Genomic DNA, 24,008 nt, shown 5'->3' with positions numbered 1-24,008 from the left:
TGCGCACCGACGACGCGTTGATCGGCAGGCTGCCTCACCGCGCCCGCTCAGAGCGCCCACGCGCGGCCGCGCCATCCGCGGCCGGCGCCCACCGCCCGGCGCTCACCGCGCCCACGCGCGACCGCACCCACCGCCCGCCACTCACCGCCCGCCACTCACCGCCCGCCACTCACCGCCCGCCACTCACCACCCGCCACTCACCACCCGCCACTCACCACCCGCCGCTCACCGCGCCCGCTCACCGCCAAGCGCCAGCGCGCACCGCCCAGCCGTGCCACCCCCCCAACAGCCACCCGCCCCTACCCGCCGCCGCCCAAGCCGAACCCCCGGCTGCCGGTCGCCGGTCGTGCCGACCGCGCCAGCTCTCGAACCACCGGTCGCGCCTGCCGCGCCGGCTCTCCAATCGCCAGCAGTGCCTGCCGCGCCGACATCCCGGCCCCCGGCCGCGCCCACCCTGCCACCGCGCCCACCTCACCACCGCGACCGCGCTGCTCGCCGCCCACCGGCCAGCCGCCAGCCACTCCAGCCGCCAGCCACTCCAGCCGCCAGCCACTCCAGCCGCCAGCCACTCCAGCGGCGAGCCACTCCAGCAGTCGGCCACCCCAGCGGCGAGCCACTCCAGCAGTCGGCCACTCCAGCAGTCGGCCGCCCCAGAGCACCACCGCCCAGGCCGCCCAGGCCGTGCCGGCTTCCTGGTCGAGCCAGCTCCCCGGCTCCCGACCGCGCCAACGCCAAGGCCCCCACCGCGCCGAGCGGGTCAGCGCGCCGGTCCCCAGGTCGCCCCAGCTTCGCGGGTCGCGCCGGTCGAGCCGGCTCCCCTTCGCGGCAGCTTCGGTTCCCGATCGCGTCAGCGTCCAGGCCCCCCACCCGCACCGAGCGCGTCAGCGTGCCGGTCCTCAGTCGTGTCGACCGCCGCGCCCACGCCACCCCCACCCCGCCCCGCCCCGCCCCGCCCCCACGGCCGCCGCCGGACTTTGCGGCCGTGCCTGCCTCGTCGTCGCTATTGTTCAACAATCCTCTCGTTTGACAATTCTACGTTCAGGATCGGCCTGGTTGGTGTGGAATTGTCGAAAGCTAGGATTGTTCAACGATTCGACAGTTCCATCCGTCAACAACAGCGGCTGCCGTGCTCGAATCGGGCGTCCTGGGTTGGTTGCGCGCGCCGCTTCGCCGCGGACGCAAGGCATTCGGCCATAGGTCCCGCCGACGGTTCGCGCACTCGCCGGTTCGCCCAACGTCGGCCCTGCCTGCCGGCCCACGCTCGCCGACGCACACCGTCAGACCAGAGCCCGCGCCAGTCCGCGAGCCCAAGCACTCCCACGCCTACCTAGCCGCGCTCGCCAACACACCGCCGGCAGGCCCAAGACCCGCCATTCGGTGCGACCAAGGCACCGAGCCCACCGTCCAGTCGCAGCCCGATCCGGCCGCAGCCCGTCAATGCCCGCCCCAAACCCGCACCCGGCCGCGAAAACCAACCGCCGGCCAAGAAACCCCGCGACACGAACCCAGCCGCCGGCCGCGAAAACCGGCCACCCTGAAGCCAACCCCCGCCAAGCAAACCGAGCCCGACCAAGCAAACCGAGCCCGACCAAGCAAACCGAGCCCGACCAAGCAAACCGAGCCCCGCCAAGCAAACCGGCCCCCGGCACGAAAGCCGAGGGCCGGAAGGCCGAGCAGGAAGATCAGCGGTGCGCGCGGTTCAGGGCCGAGACGACCGCCCGCAGGGCCGCCGACACCGTCGACTGGTCGATGCCCACACCCCACAGCACGCGATCGCCCACGGCGCACTCCAGGTAGGCCGCCGCCGAGGCGTCGTCACCCGACGACAGCGCGTGCTCCGAGTAGTCCAGCACCCGCACGTCGTACCCCACGGTCGCCAACGCGTCCACGAACGCCGCGATCGGCCCGTTCCCGGACCCGGTGATCTCCTGGGACTCCCCGTCCACGACCACCAGCGCCTTGATCCGCTCGTGCCCCGACCCGTCCGAGGTCACCTTCTGCCGCACCAGCTTCAGCGGCGCGGTCGGGTCCAGGTACTCGGAGGCGAACGCGTCCCACATGTCCTTCGGGCCGATCTCGCCACCCTGCGTGTCGGTGACCTCCTGGATCACCCGCGAGAACTCGACCTGCAACCGCCGCGGCAGGTCCAGGTGGTGCTCGGTCTTCATCAGGTACGCCACGCCGCCCTTGCCGGACTGCGAGTTCACCCGGATCACGGCCTCGTAGTTCCGACCCACGTCCTTCGGGTCGATCGGCAGGTACGGGACCTCCCACGGGTAGGCGTCCACGTGCTGCCCGGCGGCCTTGGCGTCGTCCTCCAACGCCTCCAGCCCCTTCTTGATCGCGTCCTGGTGCGACCCGGAGAACGCGGTGAACACCAGGTCGCCGCCGTACGGGTGCCGCTCGGCCACCGGCAGCTGGTTGCAGTACTCGACCGTGCGCCGCACCTCGTCGATGTCGGAGAAGTCGATCTGCGGGTCGACGCCCTGGCTGAACAGGTTCATGCCCAACGTCACCAGGCACACGTTGCCGGTCCGCTCGCCGTTGCCGAACAGGCAGCCCTCGATCCGGTCCGCACCGGCCAGGTAACCCAGCTCGGCCGCCGCCACGCCGGTGCCGCGGTCGTTGTGCGGGTGCAGCGACAGGATGATCGACTCACGCCGGGCCAGGTTGCGCGACATCCACTCGATCGAGTCCGCGTACACGTTCGGCGTGGCCATCTCGACCGTCGCCGGCAGGTTGATGATCAACGGCCGCTCGGGCGTCGGCGCGATGATCTCCGACACCGCGTCGCACACCTCCAGCGCGTACGACAGCTCGGTCCCGGTGTAGGACTCGGGGGAGTACTCGTACCGGAACTCGGTCTCCGGGTACTTCCGCGCCTCCTCCAGCGCGAACGCGGCGGCGCCGGTCGCGATGCGCTTGATGCCCTCGCGGTCGGACCGGAACACCACGCGGCGTTGCAGGATCGACGTCGAGTTGTAGAAGTGCACGATCGCCTTGTTCGCACCGCGCAACGACTCGTACGTGCGGGCGATCAGCTCGTTGCGGCACTGCGTCAGCACCTGGATCGTCACGTCGTCCGGGATCGCGCCGTCCTCGATGATCTCGCGGACGAAGTCGAAGTCGGTCTGCGACGCGGCCGGGAAGCCGACCTCGATCTCCTTGTAGCCCATGCGGACCAGCAGGTCGAACATCTTGCGCTTGCGCGCCGGCGACATCGGGTCGATCAACGCCTGGTTGCCGTCCCGCAGGTCGACCGCGCACCACAGCGGCGCCTGGGTGATCCGCTTGGTCGGCCACGTGCGGTCGGGTACGTCCACGACCTCCACCACCTCGTGGAACGGGCGGTAGCGGTGCACCGGCATCGACGTGCCGCGCTGCGGGTTCCACGCGGGCTGCGAGGCGGGCGCGGGCCGGGCGGGCGGACGGATGCGACTGGTGCCGGAGGAGTACGAGTCCGGGCTGATGCTCATGGTGGGGGTGCTCCTGCTGGTCGTTTACGGGAAGACGACCGGCGCGCAACGCTGAGCCCGCGACGGGGGGCCGGTCTGGTCAGACCCCGTCACGGCGGCGAAGCAGGAGGCCACGTGCCATGCTCGACAGCCTAACCAGATACCGGGACGAGAAGAAAGCGTGCGTCCGGATGGTGGAACTTCACCGGAAAGAGTTTCACTCGATCGTGGCGGGGGCACCTGTCCGACATGTCCAGATGGCGTTCAACTCGCACCGGTAGCGGTACCTACACAGCCGCCCGGATCATCAGTGGCGTAGGCGCGGTCTTCGCGCTCATCGAGGTGCTCTACATCTTGATGATCCTGTTCGGGGCGAACCAGGCGAACGGGTTCTTCCGGTTCATCCAGAGCTTGGCCGAACCGCTCGCGCTCTTCTTCCCGGGCCTCTTCACCCTGGATAACTACAACCTCGGCGTGATCCTCAACTACGGTCTCGCCGCCGTCTTCTGGCTGGTGGTCACGAGCATCATCGCCCGCCTGGTCGCCCGCTAGACCTACTGGCTAGTAGCGAAATTTCCGCAGATGGGCGACACTCCCCGTCATGACCGACCACAGCGCGAAGACCGACGGCGCACGCGGACGCGCGGTGGCGGTCGTGGCGGGGATCCTCGGCTGGACGGGATTGATCTTCGCGGTGATCCTCGCCGCGCACGTGCTGCTGACGATCGGCGGCGCGAACCCGGAGAACGGCATCACCACATTCGTGGCGGAGTGGGCCGACCGCCTCGCGCTGGCATTCCGCGACCTCTTCGACCCGGCCGACGCGAAACTCCGCGTGTTGGTCAACTACGGTCTGGCCGCGTTGTTCTGGCTGGTGGTCCGCTCACTCGTGGTCAGGCTCGTCCGCCGACTCGGCTGAAAACGCCGACCGACCGTAAACACCCGTGAACACCGTTTCCGACAGCGGCCGCCGACGACGCGGCCGCTGTTCCCGTTCCCGCAGGTCTTCCGGCAGCGAGGCCGGGTCGCCCGCACGTCCGACCGCGATCACGACCACCGGCCGCACGTCCTCCGGCACGGCGAACGCGGCGCGCACGGCCTCCCGGTCGAACCCGCCCATCTGGTGCGCGGCCAACCCCAGGTCGACCGCCTGGAGCGCCAGGTTCTCCACCGCGAGCCCCAGCCCGTACTCGGTGTTCGGCAGCGAACCCCGCTCGTCCGCCGTCACGACCATGCCCACCAGCAGCACCGCCGCCGCGCCCGCCCAGCCCTGGTTGCCCGGCCGCAACGTCGCGAAGATTCGCCCGAACGTGTCATCGCCCCGGTACCCCACCAGGAACCGCGCCGGCTGCGTGTTCCCGTGCGACGGCGCCCACCGCGCGGCCTCCAGCAGCACCCGCAGCACCTCCGGCGCCACGACGTCGGCCGCGAACGCCCGCGGGCTCCACCGACCCTCGATGATCGGGTGCATCAGATCGCGTACGGCCAGGCCGTGATGGCGTACGCGCCGAACCACGCGCCGAACACCGCCACCCCCACCAGCACCGCCACCACCGTCGACGTCCGCCGCCGTCCCAGGGCCAGTGCCAACGGGATCAGCAGCGTGAACGCGGGCAGCAGCAGCCGCGCCTTGGAGTTCATCAACCCGTTCGAACCCAGGTCCATCACCAGCACACCCACCCCGTAGACGACCAGCGGCCACTCCACCCGGCGCCGCGCGCACAGCACGACCAGCGCGATCGCGCCGACCAGGAACCACACCGTCGCGAGCTCCAGCACCGACCGCGGCTCGCCCAGGATCATCGTCGCGAACTTCCAGGTCGCCGCGCCGCCGTCGAACCGCGAGTCCCAGCCGCGCTGCTGCACGGCGAACCACCCGTCCCACTGCCCGGTCCGCACCGCCACGTACGCCAGGTACCCGGCGAGCCCCAGCGGCGCGACCACCGCGCCCACCCACGCCCGCCACCCGTCCCGCCGCCACGCCGCGACCACCGCCGCCGCGACCACCGCGAGGATCAGCGCCGCCGCCGTCGGCCGCACCAGCCCGGCCGCCGCGCAGCACAGCCCGGCGAGCAGCCACCGCCGTTCCACCACGCCGACCAGCGCCCACGCGGCCAGCGCGCAGAACGTCGCCTCGGAGTAGGTCATCGACAGCACCACGGCCATCGGCGAGGCCGAGAACAGCACCACCAGCACCAGCCCGGCCCGCGGCGACCCGCCGCGCACCACCCGGCCGAGCCGGTTCAGCCCGTACGCGCACACCACGCCGCTGACCAGGCTCACCGTGAACCCGGCCCCGATCGGCGTCACCCCGGGCAGCGCGTCCAGCCAGCGCACCAGCGCCGGGTAACCGGGGAAGAACGCGAGCGGCGTCTCGGTCGAACGCCGGCCGAACGCGTCGCCGAGCCACGACGGCACGTCGTCGTACCCGCCCTGCGCGATGCCCAGGAACCACTGCCCGTCCCACGAGGTGAGGGCCTTGGTCACGTCCTTGTTCCACCGGTCGGCCATCAGGCCCAGGACCAGCAGGCCCAGTTCGCGCACGACCAGGTAGAGCACGGCGGGCGCGAGGAGGACGGCGACCCGGCGTCCGGTCGGCCGCCCACCCGGTCCGCGCGCGTCACCGGGCTGCACCGAAACGGCCTCCAGCGTCGACACGTGGACGAGGGTAGTGGGCGTCACGGTCGACCTTGTCCACTCCTCGGGCCAGGTAGTCTGCCCGGGAACTGGGGTTTTCCACACCTGGGAGGAGAGGGTCAGTGGCGCTCGTCGTCCAGAAGTACGGCGGTTCCTCGGTCGGGAGCGCCGAGCGGATCAAACGCGTGGCCGAGCGGATCGTCGCGACCCGCAAAGCGGGCAACGACGTGGTGGTCGCGGTGTCCGCGATGGGCGACACGACCGACGAGCTGCTCGACCTGGCCCGCCAGGTGTCCCCGGTGCCGCCGGCCCGCGAGATGGACATGCTGCTGACCTCCGGTGAGCGCATCTCCATGTCGTTGCTGGCCATGGCGATCCACTCGCTCGGCGCGAAGGCGCGCTCGTACACCGGCTCGCAGGCGGGCGTGATCACCACGTCCGTGCACGGCAAGGCCCGGATCATCGACGTGACGCCCAGCCGCATCCAGGACGCGCTCTCCGAGGGTGCCATCGCGATCGTCGCGGGCTTCCAGGGCGTGAGCCAGGACAGCAAGGAGATCACCACGCTCGGCCGCGGCGGCACCGACACCACCGCGGTCGCGCTGGCCGCGGCGCTCAAGGCCGACGTGTGCGAGATCTACACCGACGTGGACGGCGTGTTCACCGCCGACCCGCGCATCGTGCCGAACGCCAAGCGGCTGGAGACCATCACCTACGAGGAGATGCTCGAGATGGCGGCGAGCGGGGCCAAGGTGCTCATGCTGCGCTGCGTCGAGTACGCCCGCCGCTACAACGTCCCCGTGCACGTCCGTTCGTCGTTCAGCAACAAGCCCGGGACCATCGTGTCCGGGTCAGTGGAGGACCTTCCCGTGGAACAGGCGATGATCACCGGCGTCGCGCACGACCGGTCCGAGGCCAAGGTGACCGTGACCGCGGTCCCCGATCTGCCGGGCATGGCGGCGCGGATCTTCCGCGTCGTGGCCGAGGCGGAACTCGACATCGACATGGTCGTGCAGAACGTCTCCCAGGCCGTCTCCGGCCGCACCGACGTGACCTTCACCCTGCCGAAGGACGACGGCCCGCGCGCCGTCGCCGTGCTGGAGAAGTCGCGCGCGGAGATCGGCTTCGACCAGGTGCTGTACGACGACCACGTGGGCAAGGTGTCCCTGGTCGGCGCGGGCATGCGCTCGCACCCCGGCGTGACGGCGCAGTTCTGCGAGGCGCTGGCGTCGGCGGGGGTCAACATCGAGATCATCTCGACCTCGGAGATCCGGATCTCGGTCATCTGCCGGGACACCCAGCTCGACGACGCCGTGCGCGCGCTGCACGACGCGTTCGACCTCGGTGGGGACGAAGAGGCCGTCGTGTACGCGGGGAGTGGGCGATGAGCCGGGTTCTGGCCCTGGTCGGCGCGACGGGTGCGGTCGGCACCGTCATGATCGACATCATCAACGGCCGGCCTTCCGTGCCGTGGACCGAGATCCGGCTGATCGCGTCCGCGCGCTCGGCCGGCAAGAAGATCACCGTGCGCGGCGAAGAGCTGACCGTGATCGCGCTGACGCCCGAGGCGTTCGACGGCGTCGACATCGCGATGTTCGACGTGCCGGACGAGATCTCCGCCGAGTGGGCCCCGATCGCCGCCGCCCGCGGCGCGGTCGCGGTGGACAACTCGGGCGCGTTCCGCATGGACGACGAGGTGCCGCTGGTGGTGCCCGAGGTCAACGCGGAGCAGATCTCGGTGCGCCCCAAGGGGATCATCGCGAACCCGAACTGCACCACGCTGTCGATGATGGCCGCCCTCGGCGCGCTGCACCGCGAGTTCGAGCTGCGCGAGCTGGTCGTGGCGTCCTACCAGGCCGCCTCCGGTGGCGGTCAGGCCGCGATCGACCGGCTGCGGGCCGAGCTGGAGGCGTTGGCGGGCAAGGAGGTCGGCGAGCGCGCGGGCGACGTGCGCGAGGCGCTGGGCGCGGCCGGCCTGCCGGTGTCGGACTCGCCGTTCCCCGCTCCGCTGGCGCTGAACGTGGTGCCGTGGGCCGGTTCGGTGCGCGACGAGGGCTGGACCAGCGAGGAGCTCAAGGTCCGCAACGAGTCCCGCAAGATCCTGGGCATCCCGGACCTGAAGGTGTCGGCCACCTGCGTGCGCGTGCCGGTCGTGACGACGCACTCGCTGGCCGTGCACGCCACGTTCGCCCGCGAGGTGACGGTGGCGCGGGCGCACGAGCTGTTCGAGCGGCAGCCGTCCATCGTGCTGGTGGACGACCCGGCGGCCAAGCGCTTCCCGACGCCCGTGGACGTGGTGGGGCAGGACCCGACCTACGTCGGCCGGGTGCGCCAGGCGCTGGACTTCCCGAACACGCTGGACTTCTTCGTGTGCGGCGACAACCTGCGCAAGGGCGCGGCGCTCAACACCTACGAGATCGCCGAGGAACTCGCCGGTCGGCTGTAGGGGTTTGCCGCCCGGTCGGCGGCGGTACGTTCGAGCGCATGACCGAGGTTGTGCTGGCGATCGACGTGGGCACCACCGCGACCAAGGTCGTGGCGGTGGACCGGACCGCGGGCGTGGTGGCGTCGGGGGAGCACGGCTACCCGATGCGCACCACGCCCTCCGGTGAGGCCACCCACGACCCGGAACAGGTGTGGGCGGCGGCTTCCGCGGCGTTGCGCGAGGTCGCGGCCACGCCGGGGGTGCGGGTGCGCGCGCTGGCGCTGACCGGCGCGATGCACACCGTGCTGGGCCTGGACTCCGCGTTCCGGCCGGTGACGCCGTCGCTGAGCTGGGCGGACAACCGTGCCGCGGGCGAGGCGTCCCGGCTGCGCGACACCCCCGAGGGTCGAGCGCTGCACCGGGCCACCGGCACGCCCGTCCACCCGATGTCGCCTTTGGTGAAGCTGGCGTGGTTCGCGGCGCGCGGCGAGTCGGCGGCGCGGTGGTGCGGCCTCAAGGACTACGTGGGCTACCGGCTGACCGGCGTGCTGGCGACCGAGCACTCGTCCGCGTCCGGCACCGGACTGCTCCGGTTGTCCACATTGGACTGGAACCCGGACTCCCTTGCCTGTGCGGGAGTTTCTGCTTCCTCGTTGCCCGACCTGCACGCGCCGACGACCGCATTCCCGGCCACCCTGGACGGTTTCACCGGCGTGCCGGTCGTCCTCGGCGGCGGCGACGGACCGATGGCGAACCTCGGTGTCGGCGCGGTGGACCCGGGCGTGGCGGCGGTGTCGCTGGGCACGAGCGGCGCCCTGCGGGTGGTGCGCGACCGTCCCGCGGTGGACGACGACGGACACGTGTTCTGCTACTTCGCCGCCGAGGACCTGTGGGTGCTGGGCGGCGCCGTCAGCAACGGCGGCGTGGTGGCGCAGTGGGCCGCGGACACGTTCGGCGCGGACGTCCCGACCCTGCTCGAGGAGGCCGCGGCGGTGCCGGCCGGCGCCCGAGGCGTGACCGCCCTGCCGTACCTGCTGGGCGAACGCGCGCCGTGGTGGAACCCGGCCGCGACCTCGGCCCTGATCGGCGTGCGCCGCGAACACGGCCGAGCCGAGATCACCCGGGCCCTGGTGGAGGGCGTGGCACAGCAACTGGCCCTGGTCCTGGACGCGGTGCGCTCGGTATCGGACGTCACGGCCGTACGAGCCACCGGCGGCGCGTTCCGAGGCGACCTGTGGGCACCGGTCCTGGCCTCGGCACTGGGACTCCCCCTGGACCTGACCGAGGACAGCGGCGGCTCAGCCATCGGCGCGGCCCTGGTGGCCTGGCACTCGCTGGGAGAACTCCCCTCCCTGAAGGAAGCCTCCCACCTGATCCCCACCTCCACCCGAATCCACCCGAACAACGAGGACGCCACCCACTACACCCAAGCCCGCCCCGCCATCGCACGCCTGCACCGGGCAATCCAGGACATCCTCCCCTAGCCCCCGCAGGCCCCCGCCCCACCGCTGCGGCCCCCGTCACGCCGCCACACCACAACCCCGCCGCCTAGTCATGCCGCGTCCTCGCGCCACGCCCACTCGCGCCACGCCGGCACCCGCCGCACCCTCCGCCCGCTCCGCGCCACCCATCAGGCGCCTCCGTCCTCCCCGCTCCCCGCTCGCCCCACGCCCCGCCTTGCGCCACCCGGCCATCCGGCATCCCCGGTTCTCGACTCCACGCCGCGCTCGCTCCCCGTCACCCCCTCCAACCTCGGCGCCTTCGTTGTCCCCCAACCCACTCGCTCCGCGCCACCGCCCCGCCACTCCCGTCCACCCAGCCCCTGTTCCCACTGCGAAGCCCCGCCGAGCCCCGCCGAGCCCCACCGCAAGCCCTCGCAAATGTCGCCCGAGTCCCCCTAGCGGAGCCCTCGCCAGGCCCCCGCCGCCGAGCCCCTCTCAGTGCGGCCTAAGTCCCCCTCGCCGAGCCCTACCGCCAAGCCCCTCGCAGTGCCGCCCGAGTCCCCTCGCGGAGCCCTCGTGGAGCCCCCGCCGCCGAGCCCCTCGCAATGTCGCCCGAGCCCCCTCGCCGAGCCCCTTGCCGATGCCCCCACCCTGCGGCCCTCGTCGTGTCGCCCGCGTCTTGCCCCCGAAGCGCCCCAAACCTCCCCTCTCCCCGCGTTGTCCTCGGCGCCTACCATCCTCATGTTGACAAGTTCACTCGTAGGATTGTTCAACAACGCTACAACAGGACAAAACTACAATCCCATCAGTAAACAATCAGACGATGGCCCGAGCCGGCCGCCGGCCGAGCACCAACGCCACCAACGAGATCAACACCGCGCCCAACCCGGCCGAGGCGAACCCCCAGGCCGGCGACGAGTGGTCGATCACGAACCCCGTCAACGGCTGCCCCAGGGCCGCGCCCAGGGTGAGCGCCGACCCCTGCAACCCCATCGCCTCCCCGCGCGCCGACGCCGGCGCGAACCGGGTGATCGCCTCCCCGGTGCTGGTGATCGTCGGCGCGCACAGCAGGTTCGTCGGCACCAACGCCACCCCCAACACCCACGGCGACCACCCGAACAACCCCACGGGCACCGCCAACACCCCCATGCACCCCATCAACGCCCACAACGGCGGCACCCGGCTCAACCCGCCGTACACGAACCCGCCGGCCAGCGACGCGACGCACATGACGATCACCAGCGCCCCGGTCCACGAGGTCAACCCCAGCGCCCGCATCTGCGCCACCACCGACACCTCGACCCCGGCCAGCACGAACACCGCCCCGCCCGCGCTGATCAACACCCCGACGAGCCGCCCGTCCAACCACTCCCGCCGGGCCACCGGCGCCCCGGACGACTCGGCGGCACCCCGAACCGGCGGGTCGACCAGCCACAGCAGGCCCCCGAACAGCACCATCGCCGCCCCGATGGACCACATCGCCGCCCGGCTCGACACCTGCGTCGTCAGCAGCACGCCGAGCGCCGGCCCGGCCATGAACGCCACCTCGACCGCCATCGAGTCCATCGCCAACGCGGTCCGCCGCGACGACTCCGGCACCAGCGCGGTCAGGATCTGCCGCCCCAGCTGCATCACCGGCATGACCGTGATCCCGGTGACGAAGCACGTCACCAGCAGCACCTGGTAGGGCAGCACCGGCGCGACGGACCAGAACACGCCCTCGGACACCATCGACACGACCAGCATCACCCGCAGCCCGCGCCGGTCCTGCAACCGGCCCATCAGCGGCGACCCCAGCGCGATCCCGATCGTCGACAGCGCGCCCACCAGCCCGGCTTCGCCGTAACCTCGGTGCAGACCGAGCAGCACGTGCATCGTGATCGTCATACCCGCAGCCGTCGACGGTATCCGCGCGAGCAGCACCACGATCAACATCGACGGCACTCGCGGGATCCGCAGGACGCTCAGGTAGTTAGCGACGTTCACGTTCTCATCCTCGCCCGACGACGCAAGGCCTTTAACCGCTAGCTTTCTTGACTGGTTCCAGAAAACGTGCTGAAGTGGAGGAGCCATGACCCCAGAACCACGTGCGCTGCTCAAGAACGCCGGGATGCGCGTCACCGCGCCCCGGCTGGCGGCGCTCGACTGGCTCTCCACCCACCCGCACGCCACGGCCGACCAGGTCGCCGAGGGCGTGCGGGCCCGGCTGGGAACCGTCTCCACCCAGGCCGTCTACGACGTGCTCAGGGCGTGCGAACGGGCCGGGCTGCTCCGCCGGATCGAACCCGCGGGCCACCCGGCCCGCTACGAGACGCGGACCGGCGACAACCACCACCACCTCGTGTGCCGGGAGTGCGGTCGCACCGAGGACGTCGACTGCGTCCACGGCGCCGCGCCCTGCCTGGAACCCTCCGACGCGGTCGGCTTCACCGTGGACGAGGCGGAGGTCCTGTTCTGGGGTCTGTGTCCCGACTGCCGCACACCGAAGGAGCAGACAGCGTGACCGATGCTCGTCCCACCACGAACAACGCCGGTATCCCGGTCACCAGCGACGACCACTCGCTCACCCTGGGCGCGAACGGTCCGATCCTCCTCCAGGACCACTACCTGATCGAGAAGAACGCCCAGTTCAACCGCGAGCGGGTGCCGGAGCGCGTCGTGCACGCCAAGGGCGGCGGCGCGTTCGGCCACTTCGAGACGACCCAGGACGTCTCCCGGTACACCAGGGCCGCGCTCTTCCAGCCCGGCGTGAAAACCGAGACGCTGCTGCGGTTCTCCACCGTCGCCGGTGAGCTCGGCTCGCCCGACACCTGGCGCGACCCGCGCGGTTTCGCGCTGAAGTTCTACACCTCCGAGGGCAACTACGACCTGGTCGGCAACAACACCCCGGTGTTCTTCCTGCGCGACCCGATCAAGTTCCCCGACTTCATCCGCTCCCAGAAGCGCCGCGCCGACAACGGCCGCCGCGACCACGACATGCAGTGGGACTTCTGGACCCTCCAGCCGCAGACCGCGCACCAGGTCACCTGGCTGATGGGCGACCGCGGCATCCCGAAGACCTGGCGCCACCAGAACGGCTACGGCTCGCACACCTACCTGTGGGAGAACGCGGCCGGCGAGAAGTTCTGGGTCAAGTACCACTTCAAGACCGACCAGGGCATCGAGACGCTGACCTCCGAGGAGGCCGCCCGGATCGCGGGCGAGGACGCCGACGCGCACCGCGCCGACCTGTGGCACGCCATCGAGCGCGGCGAGTTCCCGTCGTGGACCCTGCACGTGCAGGTCATGCCGTACGCGGACGCCGCGACGTACCGCTTCAACCCGTTCGACCTCACCAAGGTGTGGCCGCACGCGGACTACCCGCTGATCGAGGTCGGCAAGCTGACGCTGGACCGCAACCCGGCCGACTACTTCGCCGAGATCGAGCAGTCCGCGTTCGAGCCGAGCAACCTGGTGCCCGGCATCGGCACGTCCCCGGACAAGATGCTGATCGGCCGCCTCTTCTCCTACCCCGACGCGCACCGCTACCGCATCGGCGCGAACTACGCCCAGCTCCCGGTGAACCGACCCAAGTCGCCGGTGAACTCGTACGCCAAGGACGGCGCTATGCGCCACACCAACGCGTCCGACCCGGTGTACGCGCCCAACTCCTACGGCGGCCCGCACGCGGCGGGCGTGGCGTCCGGCGAGACGACGTCCCCGTACGGTGTGCAGGACGAGGTGGTCCGCTCGGCGTACTCGCTGCACGCCGAGGACGACGACTTCGGCCAGGCCGGCACGCTGGTGCGCGAGGTGTTCGACGACGCGCAGCGCGAGCGCCTGGTGCGGACGGTCGTGGCGCACGCGGGCAACGGCGTCTCGGAACCGGTGCTGGAGCGCGTGTTCGAGTACTGGCGCAACGTCGACAAGGAGACCGGCGACCGCATCGCCGCTGCTTTCGGCAAGTGACTTCCGCCGCCGCGCGGAGGGGTTGAGCGAAAGGACCGCCCTGACGGGTTCAGGGCGGTCCTTTCCTCGTCACACCACCGCTTCCACGATCTCCACCAGCGCGCCCGCCACCCGCACCGGAGCGCGTCGCACCACGTCCAACGCGGGCCGCACGTCCGGCGGCAGCAGCAGCACGACCCGCCCGCCGGGCCGCACCACCCGCCGCAGCTCGCGCCAGAACCGGTGCGGTCGCGCGGAAAGCAGTCCCGCCGGCGCCACTGTCCTTCCCCACGGCGGGTTCGTCGCCACCACGTCGACCGACCCGGCGTCCAGCGGCAGCGCGCCCGCGTCCGCGACCACCCACCGCCCGCCCGGCCCGTTGACCCGCGCCGCCGCCACCGCGGCCGCGTCCCGGTCCGCGCCGATCGCCCGCGCGCCGGCCTCGACCGCGATCGTGCCGACGCCGCAACAGGGATCGAGCAGCACGCCCGGCCCGGCCAGTCGCGCCAGGGCCGCGGCCAACGGCGGGTGCAGCGCGCCCGGCCGCGTCACCACCCGCCACGCCCTGCGGTGCAACGGCCGTTCCGCCAGCCGCACCGCGATCAGCGCCCGGTCGTCCTCGATCGTCACCCGCCACGACACCCCGCCCGGCGGCACCGCGCCACCGCGCCTGCTCGCGTACGGCAGCCCGCACACCCCGGCCAGCACCGGCCCGACCGCGTCCTCGACGTCGTGCCGGTGGAAGTCCCGCCGGCCGAGGAACGACGCCGACACGTCCACGAAACCCTCGGCGTCCCAAGGCTTCCGGACCACCGCGGCCGCCGAGGCCAAGCGCCGCAACGACTCCCGCCCCCGGCCGATCCCGGCCACCTCGACCCCGACCGCGAACAGGTCGTCCGCGCAGGTCAACTCCGGCGGCCCGGCCGCCTCGAACCACACCTGCCGGTGCCCGATCCGCTCGACGGCCCCGATCTCGGCCGCCACCACGTGCTCCAGTCCACGCAAAGTCCGCGCCACGAAGCGCAAAGCCCGTCTCCCACGTCGCGACCCCAGGGCGGAGTGACCGCCCCGGCATCGCCGGCGAGGGGTGTGAACGCGCGCTCGCCGGCGGCCGCGTCAGGCGAGGAAGAACTGGAACTGCACGCCGACACCTTAGGCGGTGTCGCGCACGTCCTGCCGGGAATTCGCGAGCGCCAACCCGGTCCGCAGCGCGCCGACGGCCTCGGCCACCGCCTCCCGGAACACGCCGCCGACGCCGAGGACGTTGGCGTACCCGTGGAACAGGCCCTCGTACCGCCGCAGCACGACCGGAACCCCTTGTGCGGCGAGCTTCTCCCCGAACGCCTCGCCCTCGTCGCGCAACGGGTCGAACCCGGCGGTCGCGAGGTAGGTCGGCGGCAACCCTGACAGGTCCTCGGCCAGCAGCACCGACAACCGCGGGTCGGCGTGGTCGGCGCGCGAGGGCGCGTAGTGGTCGAGGAACCAGTCCATCTTCGCGTCGGTCAGGAAGAACCCGTTCCCGAACAGCTCCCGCGACCGCCGCCGCACCGTCGCGTCCACCGCCGGGTAGAACAGCAGCAGGAACACCGGCTTGACACCCTTGGCGTGCAACGCGGTCGACGCCGCCAGGTTGCCGCCCGCGCTGTCACCGCCCAGCGCGATCCGCGCCGGGTCGATGCCCAGCTCGTCGGCGTGCGCCACGGCCCACTCGAACGCGGTCGCCGCGTCGTCCGCCGCCGCCGGGAACGGGTGCTCGGGCGCGAGCCGGTAGTCCGCCGACAGCACCCGCACCCCGGCTTCCCGCGCCAGGAACCGGCACAGGTTGTCGTGGCTGTCCAGGTCGCCCGACACCCAGCCGCCGCCGTGGTAGAAGACCAGCAGCGGCGACCCGGTCGCGAGTCCCCGCGGCGTGTAGAGCCGCCCGCCGACCCCGTCCAGGTCCAACGACCGGACCGCCACGCCCTCGACCACCGGTCCCGCCACCAGCGCGCTGCTGCGCCGCATCGTGCTTCGGTTGGCCGCAGGGGTGTCGGTGACCCACTCCTCGCCGGAGAGCTGCTGCAAGCGGAGCAGGAGCTGGGCCTCCGGGTGCAGCCGCTGGCCGTCGAGGGTGATCGGGCGCCCGATGAGCAGCCGGCGCAACGGCCCCGGCAGGCCGAACGCGAAGCGCAGTGCCCCGGCCACGAGGCCGGTCGGAACCGAGTCGGCGAGCTTTGACATGAGACGCACGTTACCCGTGGGTAGCGCCACCGGCGAGAGTGGACCTCGACCTAGGTCGAAGTGGCACTATCGGCTCCATGACGGTCACGGTGGTGGGCATCGGCGGGTCCCTGCGCGCGAACTCCTCGTCGGAGCGCGCGCTGCGGATCGCGCTGTCCGGCGCGGCGGAGGCGGGCGCGAAGATCATCGAGGTGCCCGGACCCGAACTCGTGCTGCCGTTCTACGACCCGTCGGTGGCCGACCGGCCCGCGAACGCGCTCGCGCTGACCGAGGCGCTGCGCCGGGCCGACGGGGTCGTGCTGGTGTCGCCGGGGTACCACGGGACGGTGTCCGGGCTGGTCAAGAACGCCCTGGACTACGTGGAGGACCTGCGCGGCGACGAGCGGCCGTACCTGCACGGGCGTGCCGTGGGGTGCATCTCGGTCGCCATGGGCTGGCAGGCGTCGGTGACCACGCTGACCGCGTTGCGCTCGATCGTGCACGCGCTGCGCGGCTGGCCGACGCCGCTGGGCGCGTCGGTGAACTCCCGCGAGGTGGAGTTCGACCTGGAGGGCGGCTGCTCGGACGCCGGCGTCGCCGAGTCCCTGCGCACCATCGGCCGCCAGGTGGCGGAGTTCGCTGCGACACACGCCGGTTGACCCCCGGTGGTCCCGGGTAACCCTCGATCGGTCGGGTGAGCTGTCCCACCACCGGGTGTGGATTCGTCACGGGCCGATGTTGAACAGAACGTTCTGTTCACTTGGTTTCCGGGGAGTTGGTCATGCGGGTTCTCTACACGGCGGAAGCGGTCGCGGTCGGCGACGGGCGCGACGGCGAGGTCCGGACGTCCGACGGCGTGCTGGACGAGCAGCTCGCGACCCCGGTCGAACTGGGCGGACCCGGTGGCGACAAGACCAACCCCGAGCAGCTCTTCGCGGCCGGGTACGCGGCGTGCTTCCACAGCGCGCTGAAAGTCGTCGCGCGGGCGGCGAAGGTGCGGCTGGGCGAGACTGAGGTGACCGCCAGGGTCGGCATCGGCCCGAACGACGCCGGCGGTTTCCAGCTGGCGGTCGACCTGGTGGTCCGCATCCCGGACGTCGACCAGGCGGTGGCCGACGACCTGGTGGCGAAGGCGCACCAGGTGTGCCCGTACTCCAACGCGACCCGCGGCAACATCGAAGTGGCCCTCACGGCCACGGTCTAGAACGGAGGCGCCATGAGCAAGTCCCCGATCTCGAGCCCCCTCTCGGACGCCGCGAGGGAATCGGTCGGCGCGGTGCTACAGGCCACGCTGGTCGACCTGGTCGACCTGTCCCTTGTGTCGAAACAGGCCCACTGGAACGTGGTCGGCAAGAACTTCCGCAGCGTCCACCTCCAGCTGGACGAACTGGTCACCACGGCCCGCACCTACGCCGACGAGGTGGCCGAACGAGCCGCCGCCCTGGGAATCTCCCCGAACGGCAAGGCAAAAACCGTAGCGGCCGCGTCGGGCGTCCCGGAGTTCCCGGACAACTGGCTCAAGGAAGACCAGGTGGTCGCCTCCGTGGTGACCGCCCTGGCGAAGCTCATCGAACGCCTGCGCGCCCGCATCGACGAGACCGACAAGTCCGACCTGGTGACGCAGGACCTGCTGATCGAAATCACCAAGAAACTCGAAGAGGCCCACTGGATGTGGCAGGCCCAACAGGCCTGACCCACCCACCCCAAGCCCGCCGCGATCCGCGGCGGGCTTTCCACACCCATTCCGCCCGACGCACCGAAACCACAACACTGCTTATCCATCAGCGGGAAATCCACCCCGAACACGCAACCGACCCGCAAGCCGTTCATGACCCACCCACGGCCCGACGCACCCACGGCCCGACCCCTAACCGCCAAACCAAGCGCCCAGTCCGATCGCGGCCACACCCACACCGCCCGGACCCCCGCCCCCAGGTTCACACCGGCCAACCGGTGCGGCGGTTGAGGCTGCGGCGGCTGGGAGGCTGCGGCCGGGAGCTGCGGCGATTGGAAGGCAGCGGCTGGGGCCGCGGTGGCTGGGAGGCAGCGGCGCCGAGGTGGTTGGGGGGCTGCGGCCGGCGCCGAGGCGGCTGGGGGCTGCGACTGGGCCGCAGTGGCTGAGGGCTGCGGCCGGCGCTGAGGTGACTGGGGGGCTGGGACTGGGGCCGCAGCGGCAGGCGGGCGACGGCTGGGGTTGCGGTGGTGACCGGGGCCAGGTTGGTGGCGATTGCTGAGCGCCGCAGTGGCGGACCGGCCGGGGAAAGGCCGGCGGGTGGGCGTCGCGCCGGCGAGGCCAGGCCGAGGGAGGCCGGCGGGTGGGTGGCGGCGGGTGAGCGCTGCGCCGGGTGGGCAGGGGCGTGGCGGGTTGCCTGCCGCACCGCCTGCCTGCCTGCCGCACCGCCTGCCTGCCGCACCGCCTGCCTGCCGCACCGCCTGCCTGCCGCACCGCCTGCCTGCCGCGCCGTCCGCCTGCCGCCGCGTGGACCCCGTCGCTGCCACCTGCTGGCCGCAGCCGTGGGCTCGTCTGATTGTTGGGAAGTTGAATCGTGGAATCGTTGAACAATTCAACGTTTCCACGATCGCTGCCTGATCGCTGGCTTCCGCTCGGCCGCTAGCCCTCGTGCGGGTGGGAGGATTGTAGGAAGAGGAGATTGTTCAACGATTCACTTGAGGGATCGTTGAACAAAGGACACCTCGGCGGCGGTTTGGCGGATGGTTTCGGCGACGACCAGGGAGCCGTGGCCGGCGTCGTAGCGGTAGACCTCGTAGTCCGCGCCCCGCTCGGCCAGCCGGTCCAGGTAGTTGTCGATCTGCCGGATCGGGCAGCGGGGGTCGTTCTCGCCCGCCAGCACCAGCACCGGAGCGCGGACCGCGTCCACGTACGTCAACGGCGACGACGTGCGGTAGCGGTCGGGCACCTCATCGGGTGATCCCCCGAACAGGGCACGGTCGAACGCCCGCAGCGGCTCCATCTCGTCCTCGTAGGCGGCGAGGTAGTCGGCCACCGGCACGCCCGCGACACCCACCGCCCACCGCTCCGGCTGCGTGCCCAGCGCCAACAGCGACAGGTACCCACCCCACGAGGCCCCGTTCACCACGCACCGCGCCGCGTCCGCGAACCCCGACGACACGGCCCAGTCGTGCACCGCCGCCACGTCCTCCAACTCGGTCAACCCCGGACGCCCCTCGATCGCGTCCCGCCACGCCGACCCGTACCCCGTCGACCCGCGGTAGTTCACGTGCACCACCGCGAACCCGGCGTCCAGCCACACCGCCCGGTACGCCGAGAACCGGTCCTCGTCCGACGAGTGCGGCCCGCCGTGCAGGTGGAACACGGTCGGCAACGGCTCGTCACCCGATCCAGCGGGCCGCGCCACCAAAGCGTGAACCTCACCCACGAACACGTCCGTCAACGCCACCGACGGCGCCGCCCGGTGCCCCGGGGCCTCCAGCAGCACCCGGTCCTCCCCGCCGGCCGTCAACACCCGCACCACCCCGGGCCGCTCGGCCGACGACCACGAGTACTCGACCGCGCCGTCCGGCCGCACCCCGGCCGACCCGACCGTCCCATGTGGAGTGTCCAAAGTGGTCAAAGTTCCGCTGGCAAGATCCAACCGGTGCAACGTGTTCCGCGCCTGATAGGTGTGCGCGATCAACAACGAGTCCGCGGCGGGGAACCAGTCGGCGGTGATCTCACCCGGCAGGTCCACGGGCACCTCCACCTCGGTGTCCGCCACCACGTCCCACACCAGCAACTCCTCGCGCCCGCGCCGCTCGTGCGACACCAGCACCCGGTTGTCCCCGCGCACCGGGCTGAACGCGATCGCGTCCAACCCCAGCCCCGGCCCGTCCCACTTCTCCGCCACGGTCGACCCGTCCACCCGGATCACCCGCAACGCCGTGTGCCGGTTGTCCCCGTGCTCGGAGTGCGCGACCGCCAGCAACGTCTCGTCCTTGGACATCGCGGCCAGCCCGCCGTCGTTCGCGTGCTCGTACACGACCCGCGCGGGCGCGCCGTCCACGGACACGTGCACGGTCGTGCCGTCGTCGGTGGACGTGCCGACCGCGATCACCGAGTGCCCGATCTCCAACCCGGCCGGGTAACCGGCGGACACCCCGTCCACCGCGGGCGCGGCATCTTCACCTGAAGGAGCGAACGATTCCGTCACCCACACGCCGAATTCATCGCCATCCGTGTCCGCGAACCACCAGATCGTCTCCCCGTCCGGGCTCAGCGCGGAGTGCGACGTGCCGTTCGGCCGGTCGGTCACCTTGCGGTGCGCGTCGGCGGCGCGGTCCCAGGCGTAGATCTCCCAGACACCGCTCGAGTTCGACAGGTAGAGGCTGCGGTCGGGCGCGTCGTCCGCCCAACCGGGCAGGCTCACCCTCGGCGCGGTGAAGCGGTCGCGCCAGCGGGCCTCGGCCTCGGCGTCGGCGAACAGCGGGTCGGGCACGTCGGCGAAGCGGTGGGTCGTCACCCACCCGATCCTGCCGGCTTCCGCGCGGTGATCAGGTGGTAGTCCACCAGGCCCAGGTCGGCGGCGGTCTTCCAGTTCCGGTCCCAGCACTCGCCGCGCCCCGCCGCGACCAGCCACCGGTCGAGCCCGTTCCACACGTGCTCGCCGACGGACACCGACAGCACGTCGGTGAACCCGGCCTCGCGCAGGTCGGCCAGGAACCCCTCGATCGGGTGAGCCAGGTCCAATCCGGACGCGAACGTCTCCAGCAGCTCGGCGAGTTCGTCCGGCCGCTCGCCGAAGAACGTGGTGACCGCCAGCGTGCCGCCCGGCGCCAGCACCCGCATCGACTCCCGGGCGAACCCGGCCAGGTCCTCGAAGTGCTGCGCCGCCTCGACCGAGATCACCCGGTCGAATGAATCGTCGGGCAACGGCAGATCATCGGCCGCGCCTTGCATGAATTCTCCCCCTCCTGCCCGGGCCCGCGTCACCTGTTCGGAAAGGAGGTCGACGCCGCACACCCGCCCGGGACGGTGAAGAGTCGCCCGACGCGCACCCAGCCCCTGCCCGCAGCCGACCTCGACCAGGCGATCGCCCGCGGTCAGCCCGACCGCGTCGAACACGACGTCGTACAACGCCTCCTCGGACGCGATCCGGTGCGCGCGGGTGAGCCGGTCGAGCGGGATGTCCCGCCAGTAGCCGAAGTTGATGTACCCGCCGGCGAACACCGACAGCGCGCCCAGGTCCGACTCGCCATAGATGCGCCTGCGCAGGTCCGCGCGTTCCCGTTGATCGGCCATCACCCGATCGTGCCCCGTTACGGTGGACTCATGTCGCGGACATACCAACTCGCACAGGTGAACATTGCGCGCCTCCTGGCGCCCTTGGACAGCCCGCAGCTGGCGGGCTTCGTGGCGGCCCTCGATCCGGTGAACGCGGTGGCGGACCGGGCGGCCGGTTTCGTGTGGCGGTTGCAGACGGCCGAGGGCGACGCGACGGCCGTGCGGATCTTCGACGACGAGTGGTTGCTGGTGAACATGTCGACCTGGCGGACGCACCGCGAACTGGTCGACTACGTGTACGGGCCCGAGCACGCGGCGGTGCTCCGGGAGCGGCGGCAGTACTTCGCGCGGGCCGCCGAAGCCATGACGGCGCTGTGGTGGGTGCCGGCCGGACACCTACCGACAGTGACCGAAGCGCAACAGCGGTTGGTTCATCTGAGGGAAAACGGCCCGACGGCGTATTCGTTCTCTCTCAGGGTCACATTCCCCGCGCCAGACGAATACTCGTCCGACCCAGTGAACGTTGCGCTGGAAGGGTGCGGAGTGGACTAGCGGAGTTCCTCGGCGAAGATCTGGTCCATCTTGCGCGACGCCCGGTTGAGGGACCGGACCGACAGGCCGATCAGCGCCACCGCGAGACCAGCGGCGATGCCGACGGCGGGCGAGGTCAGGACGGCGACCAGGCCGGCTAAACCGAGGGTGACCTGCGCCCAGGCGAGGAGCTGGAGCCAGCTCCGTGAGGTGGGCTTCGCGGCGGAGACGATGCTCATTGGTGCTCTCCCTAGCTGGAAGCATCTGGATGCGACACGCTTGTCTCGTCGTCGCATCGATCTTGCTTCCCGTTACGCACGGTGAGTTGAAACGTCAACGTCCACTCGAATGGATTAACAGAACGTGACGACAACTCGCGTGACACCACGCTACGTCGTGAAGCGATTGCGTGGTGAAGACTTCACCCGAAAGTGCGATACGGAGGAGTAGGTGTAATGCCGACGGGGCATACGGCGACCAACCGAGGTCCCAACCCCGTCCCGAGGAGCGCTCGATGCCCCAGGAAACCACCCGTCACGAGGCCAAGCGGTCGGCTCCGCTGCCGAAGTGGGTGTGGGTAGCGGCGGCGAGGGTGGCGAGGTTCGTGGTGGGCGCCAAGTAGCGCCGGCCCGTCCACGCCCCGAGTCTGGTCCCCGGCTCCCCGAGCCGGGGACCCAGCCGCAGCCAAGGGAGGCGCCCTCGTGCCGAGCCGTGACGAAATGACCATCGCGTGCACGGACGCGTTCGGCCGAAAGCGCACGCTGACCGTCGCGGTCACCCAGGCCGGCATCACCGTCCACACCCCACCGGGCGAAGTCGCCGCCCTGGACTGGTTCGAACTCGACCAACTCCGCCAGGCCCTGGCCACCCTGCGCCCCCACCTGCCCGGCACCAGGGGTCCCGCCTGAATCCACCCGTGCCGCCCGAAAACCCGCCGGGGGTACTTCCGGGCCGCCCGCCCCGAAAACGCGCGCCAGAAGCCGAACAGGCCTGCCGGCCAACCCCCGCCCGCGCGGGGATGCGCCCGACCGCAAAACCAAGTCAGGCCCACAGCAAAGATGCTGTGGGCCTGACATGAGTCGGGGTGACAGGATTTGAACCTGCGACCTCTTCGTCCCGAACGAAGCGCGCTACCAAACTGCGCCACACCCCGGCTTGGATCGAACGAGTAGAACTCTACCGCACGTTCCCACCCACTCCGAACCGGGTATCCCTAACCGCTTCCGAGGCCGTCTGACCTGCGTCGACGGGCCGCGGCACGAGGGTGAGCAGGCTCGCCTCCGGCGGGCACGCGAAGCGGACCGGGGCGTACGGGGACGTGCCGAGGCCGGCGGAGACGTTCAGCCACATGTGGGCCCCCCAGCGCGACACCCCGCGCGCCCGCGACCGGTCGAGGTCGCAGTTCGTCACCAGGGCGCCGTAACCCGGGATGCGCAGCTGCCCGCCGTGCGTGTGCCCCGCCAGCACCAGGTCGTACCCGTCCGCCGCGAACGGGTCCAGCACGCGGGGTTCGGGGGAGTGGGTGACGCCCAGGCGCAGCGCGGCCGGCGGCACGGCGCCCGCGATGTCGGAGTACCGGTCGCGCTTGAGGTGCGGGTCGTCGAGGCCCGCCGCGAACACCGACTGCCCCGCCACGGTGAACTCGCGGCGCGTGTGCGTCAGGTCCAGCCAACCCCGCTCCACCATCGCGGCGCGCAGGTCCCGCCACGGGAGCGGGATGCCGTGGATCCGCTTGGTCTTGGCCGACGGCAGCAGGTAGCGCACCGGGTTCTTCGGCCGCGGCGCGTAGTAGTCGTTGCTGCCGAACACGAACACGCCCGGGCGGTCGAGCAGCGGGCCCAGGGCGCGCACCACGCCGGGCACGGCCTGCTTGTGCGCCAGGTTGTCGCCGGTGTTCACCACCAGGTCCGGCTCGAGTTCGTCCAGCGCGGCGACCCAGCGCTGCTTGGACTTCTGGTCCGGCAGCATGTGCAGGTCCGACAGGTGCAGCACGCGCAACGGCGACGAGCCCGGCGCCAGCACGGGCACGGTGGCCTCGCGCAGGGTCCAGTGCCGACGTTCGAAGCCCGCCGCGTAGGCGAGCGTCGCGGTGCCGAGCGCGGTGGTGGCGAGCAGGGTGCGGCCGAACTTGTTCACGACACCGAGGGTAGGGG

At 71.5% G+C, this 24,008-nt stretch carries 22 protein-coding genes and 1 tRNA gene; 12 read left to right on the top strand and 11 right to left on the bottom strand.

What is annotated here, in order from left to right; all coding sequences use genetic code 11:
* Positions 1-1,682 precede the first annotated feature (1,682 nt).
* The gene (gene leuA, locus AB0G50_RS17310; RefSeq protein WP_360108898.1) at positions 1,683-3,476 is read right to left on the bottom strand and encodes a 2-isopropylmalate synthase; all 1,794 of its coding nucleotides are present in this window, start codon (positions 3,474-3,476) and stop codon (positions 1,683-1,685) included.
* A 228-nt stretch (positions 3,477-3,704) separates the two neighbouring features.
* Here leuA and AB0G50_RS17305 point away from each other — a divergent pair, with 228 nt between their 5' ends.
* On the top strand, positions 3,705-4,007 hold the full coding sequence (locus AB0G50_RS17305) for a hypothetical protein (protein WP_360108895.1): 303 nt from the start codon (positions 3,705-3,707) through the stop codon (positions 4,005-4,007).
* A 49-nt stretch (positions 4,008-4,056) separates the two neighbouring features.
* On the top strand, positions 4,057-4,374 hold the full coding sequence (locus AB0G50_RS17300; RefSeq protein WP_360108892.1) for a hypothetical protein: 318 nt from the start codon (positions 4,057-4,059) through the stop codon (positions 4,372-4,374).
* Here AB0G50_RS17300 and AB0G50_RS17295 read toward each other — a convergent pair.
* The gene (locus AB0G50_RS17295) at positions 4,339-4,926 is read right to left on the bottom strand and encodes a nitroreductase family protein (RefSeq protein WP_360108889.1); all 588 of its coding nucleotides are present in this window, start codon (positions 4,924-4,926) and stop codon (positions 4,339-4,341) included. The genes AB0G50_RS17300 and AB0G50_RS17295 overlap by 36 nt on opposite strands.
* Positions 4,926-6,113, bottom strand: a complete 1,188-nt coding sequence (locus AB0G50_RS17290; RefSeq protein WP_360108887.1) for a hypothetical protein — start codon at positions 6,111-6,113, stop codon at positions 4,926-4,928. Before AB0G50_RS17290 ends, AB0G50_RS17295 begins: the two co-directional genes overlap by 1 nt.
* 101 nt (positions 6,114-6,214) lie before the next feature.
* Here AB0G50_RS17290 and AB0G50_RS17285 point away from each other — a divergent pair, with 101 nt between their 5' ends.
* From AB0G50_RS17285 to AB0G50_RS17275, 3 genes are read left to right on the top strand one after another with little or no spacing between them, the layout of a single operon-like run.
* Positions 6,215-7,480 carry an aspartate kinase gene (locus tag AB0G50_RS17285; RefSeq protein WP_360108884.1) on the top strand — a complete coding sequence of 422 codons (1,266 nt, stop codon included), beginning with the start codon at positions 6,215-6,217 and terminating at the stop codon, positions 7,478-7,480.
* Positions 7,477-8,538: an aspartate-semialdehyde dehydrogenase gene (locus AB0G50_RS17280; RefSeq protein WP_360108881.1), complete on the top strand. Its 1,062-nt coding sequence runs from the start codon at positions 7,477-7,479 to the stop codon at positions 8,536-8,538. The genes AB0G50_RS17285 and AB0G50_RS17280 overlap by 4 nt, the downstream gene beginning before the upstream one ends.
* Before the next feature lie 38 nt (positions 8,539-8,576).
* Positions 8,577-10,001, top strand: a complete 1,425-nt coding sequence (locus AB0G50_RS17275) for a gluconokinase (RefSeq protein WP_360108878.1) — start codon at positions 8,577-8,579, stop codon at positions 9,999-10,001.
* Between the two features lie 774 nt (positions 10,002-10,775).
* On the opposite strand, the gene AB0G50_RS17270 is transcribed toward AB0G50_RS17275, so the two are convergent.
* Positions 10,776-11,945, bottom strand: coding sequence for an MFS transporter (locus AB0G50_RS17270; protein ID WP_360108875.1), 1,170 nt, complete (start codon positions 11,943-11,945; stop codon positions 10,776-10,778).
* 85 nt (positions 11,946-12,030) lie between these two features.
* Between AB0G50_RS17270 and AB0G50_RS17265 the strand changes: the two genes are divergently transcribed.
* Complete coding sequence (locus tag AB0G50_RS17265) at positions 12,031-12,462, top strand: Fur family transcriptional regulator (protein WP_360108872.1); 432 nt, start codon at positions 12,031-12,033, stop codon at positions 12,460-12,462.
* Positions 12,459-13,907 carry a catalase gene (locus AB0G50_RS17260; RefSeq protein WP_360108869.1) on the top strand — a complete coding sequence of 483 codons (1,449 nt, stop codon included), beginning with the start codon at positions 12,459-12,461 and terminating at the stop codon, positions 13,905-13,907. Before AB0G50_RS17265 ends, AB0G50_RS17260 begins: the two co-directional genes overlap by 4 nt.
* 69 nt (positions 13,908-13,976) lie before the next feature.
* Here the strand turns inward: AB0G50_RS17260 and AB0G50_RS17255 are convergent, their stop codons facing one another.
* Entirely contained in the window at positions 13,977-14,903 is a 927-nt protein-coding gene (locus tag AB0G50_RS17255; RefSeq protein ID WP_360108915.1) for a methyltransferase domain-containing protein, read from the bottom strand.
* Between the two features lie 135 nt (positions 14,904-15,038).
* Positions 15,039-16,106 carry an alpha/beta hydrolase gene (locus AB0G50_RS17250; protein WP_360108866.1) on the bottom strand — a complete coding sequence of 356 codons (1,068 nt, stop codon included), beginning with the start codon at positions 16,104-16,106 and terminating at the stop codon, positions 15,039-15,041.
* A 77-nt stretch (positions 16,107-16,183) separates the two neighbouring features.
* On the opposite strand from AB0G50_RS17250, the gene AB0G50_RS17245 reads away from it, so the two are divergent.
* The 3 genes from AB0G50_RS17245 (at position 16,184) to AB0G50_RS17235 (ending at position 17,778) form a co-directional block, all read left to right on the top strand.
* Positions 16,184-16,744: an NAD(P)H-dependent oxidoreductase gene (locus AB0G50_RS17245; RefSeq protein ID WP_360108863.1), complete on the top strand. Its 561-nt coding sequence runs from the start codon at positions 16,184-16,186 to the stop codon at positions 16,742-16,744.
* A gap of 122 nt (positions 16,745-16,866) precedes the next feature.
* Entirely contained in the window at positions 16,867-17,289 is a 423-nt protein-coding gene (locus tag AB0G50_RS17240; protein WP_360108860.1) for an organic hydroperoxide resistance protein, read from the top strand.
* Positions 17,290-17,301: 12 nt separating this feature from the next.
* Positions 17,302-17,778, top strand: coding sequence for a DNA starvation/stationary phase protection protein (locus tag AB0G50_RS17235; RefSeq protein ID WP_360108857.1), 477 nt, complete (start codon positions 17,302-17,304; stop codon positions 17,776-17,778).
* 970 nt (positions 17,779-18,748) lie between these two features.
* Here AB0G50_RS17235 and AB0G50_RS17230 read toward each other — a convergent pair.
* Together AB0G50_RS17230 and AB0G50_RS17225 are read right to left on the bottom strand one after the other, a co-directional pair.
* Positions 18,749-20,563 (bottom strand): prolyl oligopeptidase family serine peptidase, encoded by a 1,815-nt coding sequence (locus AB0G50_RS17230; protein WP_360108854.1) that lies wholly within the window; start codon positions 20,561-20,563, stop codon positions 18,749-18,751.
* The gene (locus AB0G50_RS17225) at positions 20,560-21,342 is read right to left on the bottom strand and encodes a methyltransferase domain-containing protein (protein WP_360108851.1); all 783 of its coding nucleotides are present in this window, start codon (positions 21,340-21,342) and stop codon (positions 20,560-20,562) included. The genes AB0G50_RS17230 and AB0G50_RS17225 overlap by 4 nt, the downstream gene beginning before the upstream one ends.
* 30 nt (positions 21,343-21,372) lie before the next feature.
* Between AB0G50_RS17225 and AB0G50_RS17220 the strand changes: the two genes are divergently transcribed.
* Entirely contained in the window at positions 21,373-21,876 is a 504-nt protein-coding gene (locus tag AB0G50_RS17220; protein WP_360108848.1) for a DUF3291 domain-containing protein, read from the top strand.
* Here AB0G50_RS17220 and AB0G50_RS17215 read toward each other — a convergent pair.
* On the bottom strand, positions 21,873-22,094 hold the full coding sequence (locus AB0G50_RS17215) for a hypothetical protein (RefSeq protein WP_360108845.1): 222 nt from the start codon (positions 22,092-22,094) through the stop codon (positions 21,873-21,875). The genes AB0G50_RS17220 and AB0G50_RS17215 overlap by 4 nt on opposite strands.
* Positions 22,095-22,574: 480 nt before the next feature.
* Between AB0G50_RS17215 and AB0G50_RS17210 the strand changes: the two genes are divergently transcribed.
* A complete protein-coding gene (locus tag AB0G50_RS17210) occupies positions 22,575-22,763 on the top strand; it encodes a hypothetical protein (RefSeq protein ID WP_360108843.1) in 189 nt (62 codons plus the stop codon).
* Positions 22,764-22,934: 171 nt separating this feature from the next.
* Here AB0G50_RS17210 and AB0G50_RS17205 read toward each other — a convergent pair.
* Positions 22,935-23,008, bottom strand: a tRNA-Pro gene (locus AB0G50_RS17205).
* Positions 23,009-23,031: 23 nt separating this feature from the next.
* On the bottom strand, positions 23,032-23,991 hold the full coding sequence (locus AB0G50_RS17200; protein WP_360108840.1) for a metallophosphoesterase: 960 nt from the start codon (positions 23,989-23,991) through the stop codon (positions 23,032-23,034).
* Between the last annotated feature and the right edge of the window lie 17 nt (positions 23,992-24,008).

This window comes from Actinosynnema sp. NPDC020468 (assembly GCF_040642015.1).
Lineage (GTDB): Bacteria > Actinomycetota > Actinomycetes > Mycobacteriales > Pseudonocardiaceae > Actinosynnema.
Note: the sequence above shows the minus strand (reverse complement) of the source record. Positions and strands in the feature narration are given on the sequence as shown.

What these genes read in the sequence shown, in the direction of transcription:
- AB0G50_RS17235 (WP_360108857.1), top strand. Translation starts at nt 17,302, where the DNA reads ATGAGCAAGTCCCCGATCTCGAGCCCCCTCTCGGACGCCGCGAGGGAA.
- AB0G50_RS17210 (WP_360108843.1), top strand. Translation starts at nt 22,575, where the DNA reads ATGACCATCGCGTGCACGGACGCGTTCGGCCGAAAGCGCACGCTGACC.
- AB0G50_RS17295 (WP_360108889.1), bottom strand. Translation starts at nt 4,926, where the DNA reads ATGCACCCGATCATCGAGGGTCGGTGGAGCCCGCGGGCGTTCGCGGCC.
- AB0G50_RS17250 (WP_360108866.1), bottom strand. Translation starts at nt 16,106, where the DNA reads ATGTCAAAGCTCGCCGACTCGGTTCCGACCGGCCTCGTGGCCGGGGCA.
- AB0G50_RS17220 (WP_360108848.1), top strand. Translation starts at nt 21,373, where the DNA reads ATGTCGCGGACATACCAACTCGCACAGGTGAACATTGCGCGCCTCCTG.
- AB0G50_RS17280 (WP_360108881.1), top strand. Translation starts at nt 7,477, where the DNA reads ATGAGCCGGGTTCTGGCCCTGGTCGGCGCGACGGGTGCGGTCGGCACC.
- AB0G50_RS17265 (WP_360108872.1), top strand. Translation starts at nt 12,031, where the DNA reads ATGACCCCAGAACCACGTGCGCTGCTCAAGAACGCCGGGATGCGCGTC.
- AB0G50_RS17225 (WP_360108851.1), bottom strand. Translation starts at nt 21,342, where the DNA reads ATGGCCGATCAACGGGAACGCGCGGACCTGCGCAGGCGCATCTATGGC.
- leuA (WP_360108898.1), bottom strand. Translation starts at nt 3,476, where the DNA reads ATGAGCATCAGCCCGGACTCGTACTCCTCCGGCACCAGTCGCATCCGT.
- AB0G50_RS17215 (WP_360108845.1), bottom strand. Translation starts at nt 22,094, where the DNA reads ATGAGCATCGTCTCCGCCGCGAAGCCCACCTCACGGAGCTGGCTCCAG.
- AB0G50_RS17300 (WP_360108892.1), top strand. Translation starts at nt 4,057, where the DNA reads ATGACCGACCACAGCGCGAAGACCGACGGCGCACGCGGACGCGCGGTG.
- AB0G50_RS17240 (WP_360108860.1), top strand. Translation starts at nt 16,867, where the DNA reads ATGCGGGTTCTCTACACGGCGGAAGCGGTCGCGGTCGGCGACGGGCGC.
- AB0G50_RS17275 (WP_360108878.1), top strand. Translation starts at nt 8,577, where the DNA reads ATGACCGAGGTTGTGCTGGCGATCGACGTGGGCACCACCGCGACCAAG.
- AB0G50_RS17245 (WP_360108863.1), top strand. Translation starts at nt 16,184, where the DNA reads ATGACGGTCACGGTGGTGGGCATCGGCGGGTCCCTGCGCGCGAACTCC.
- AB0G50_RS17305 (WP_360108895.1), top strand. Translation starts at nt 3,705, where the DNA reads ATGTCCAGATGGCGTTCAACTCGCACCGGTAGCGGTACCTACACAGCC.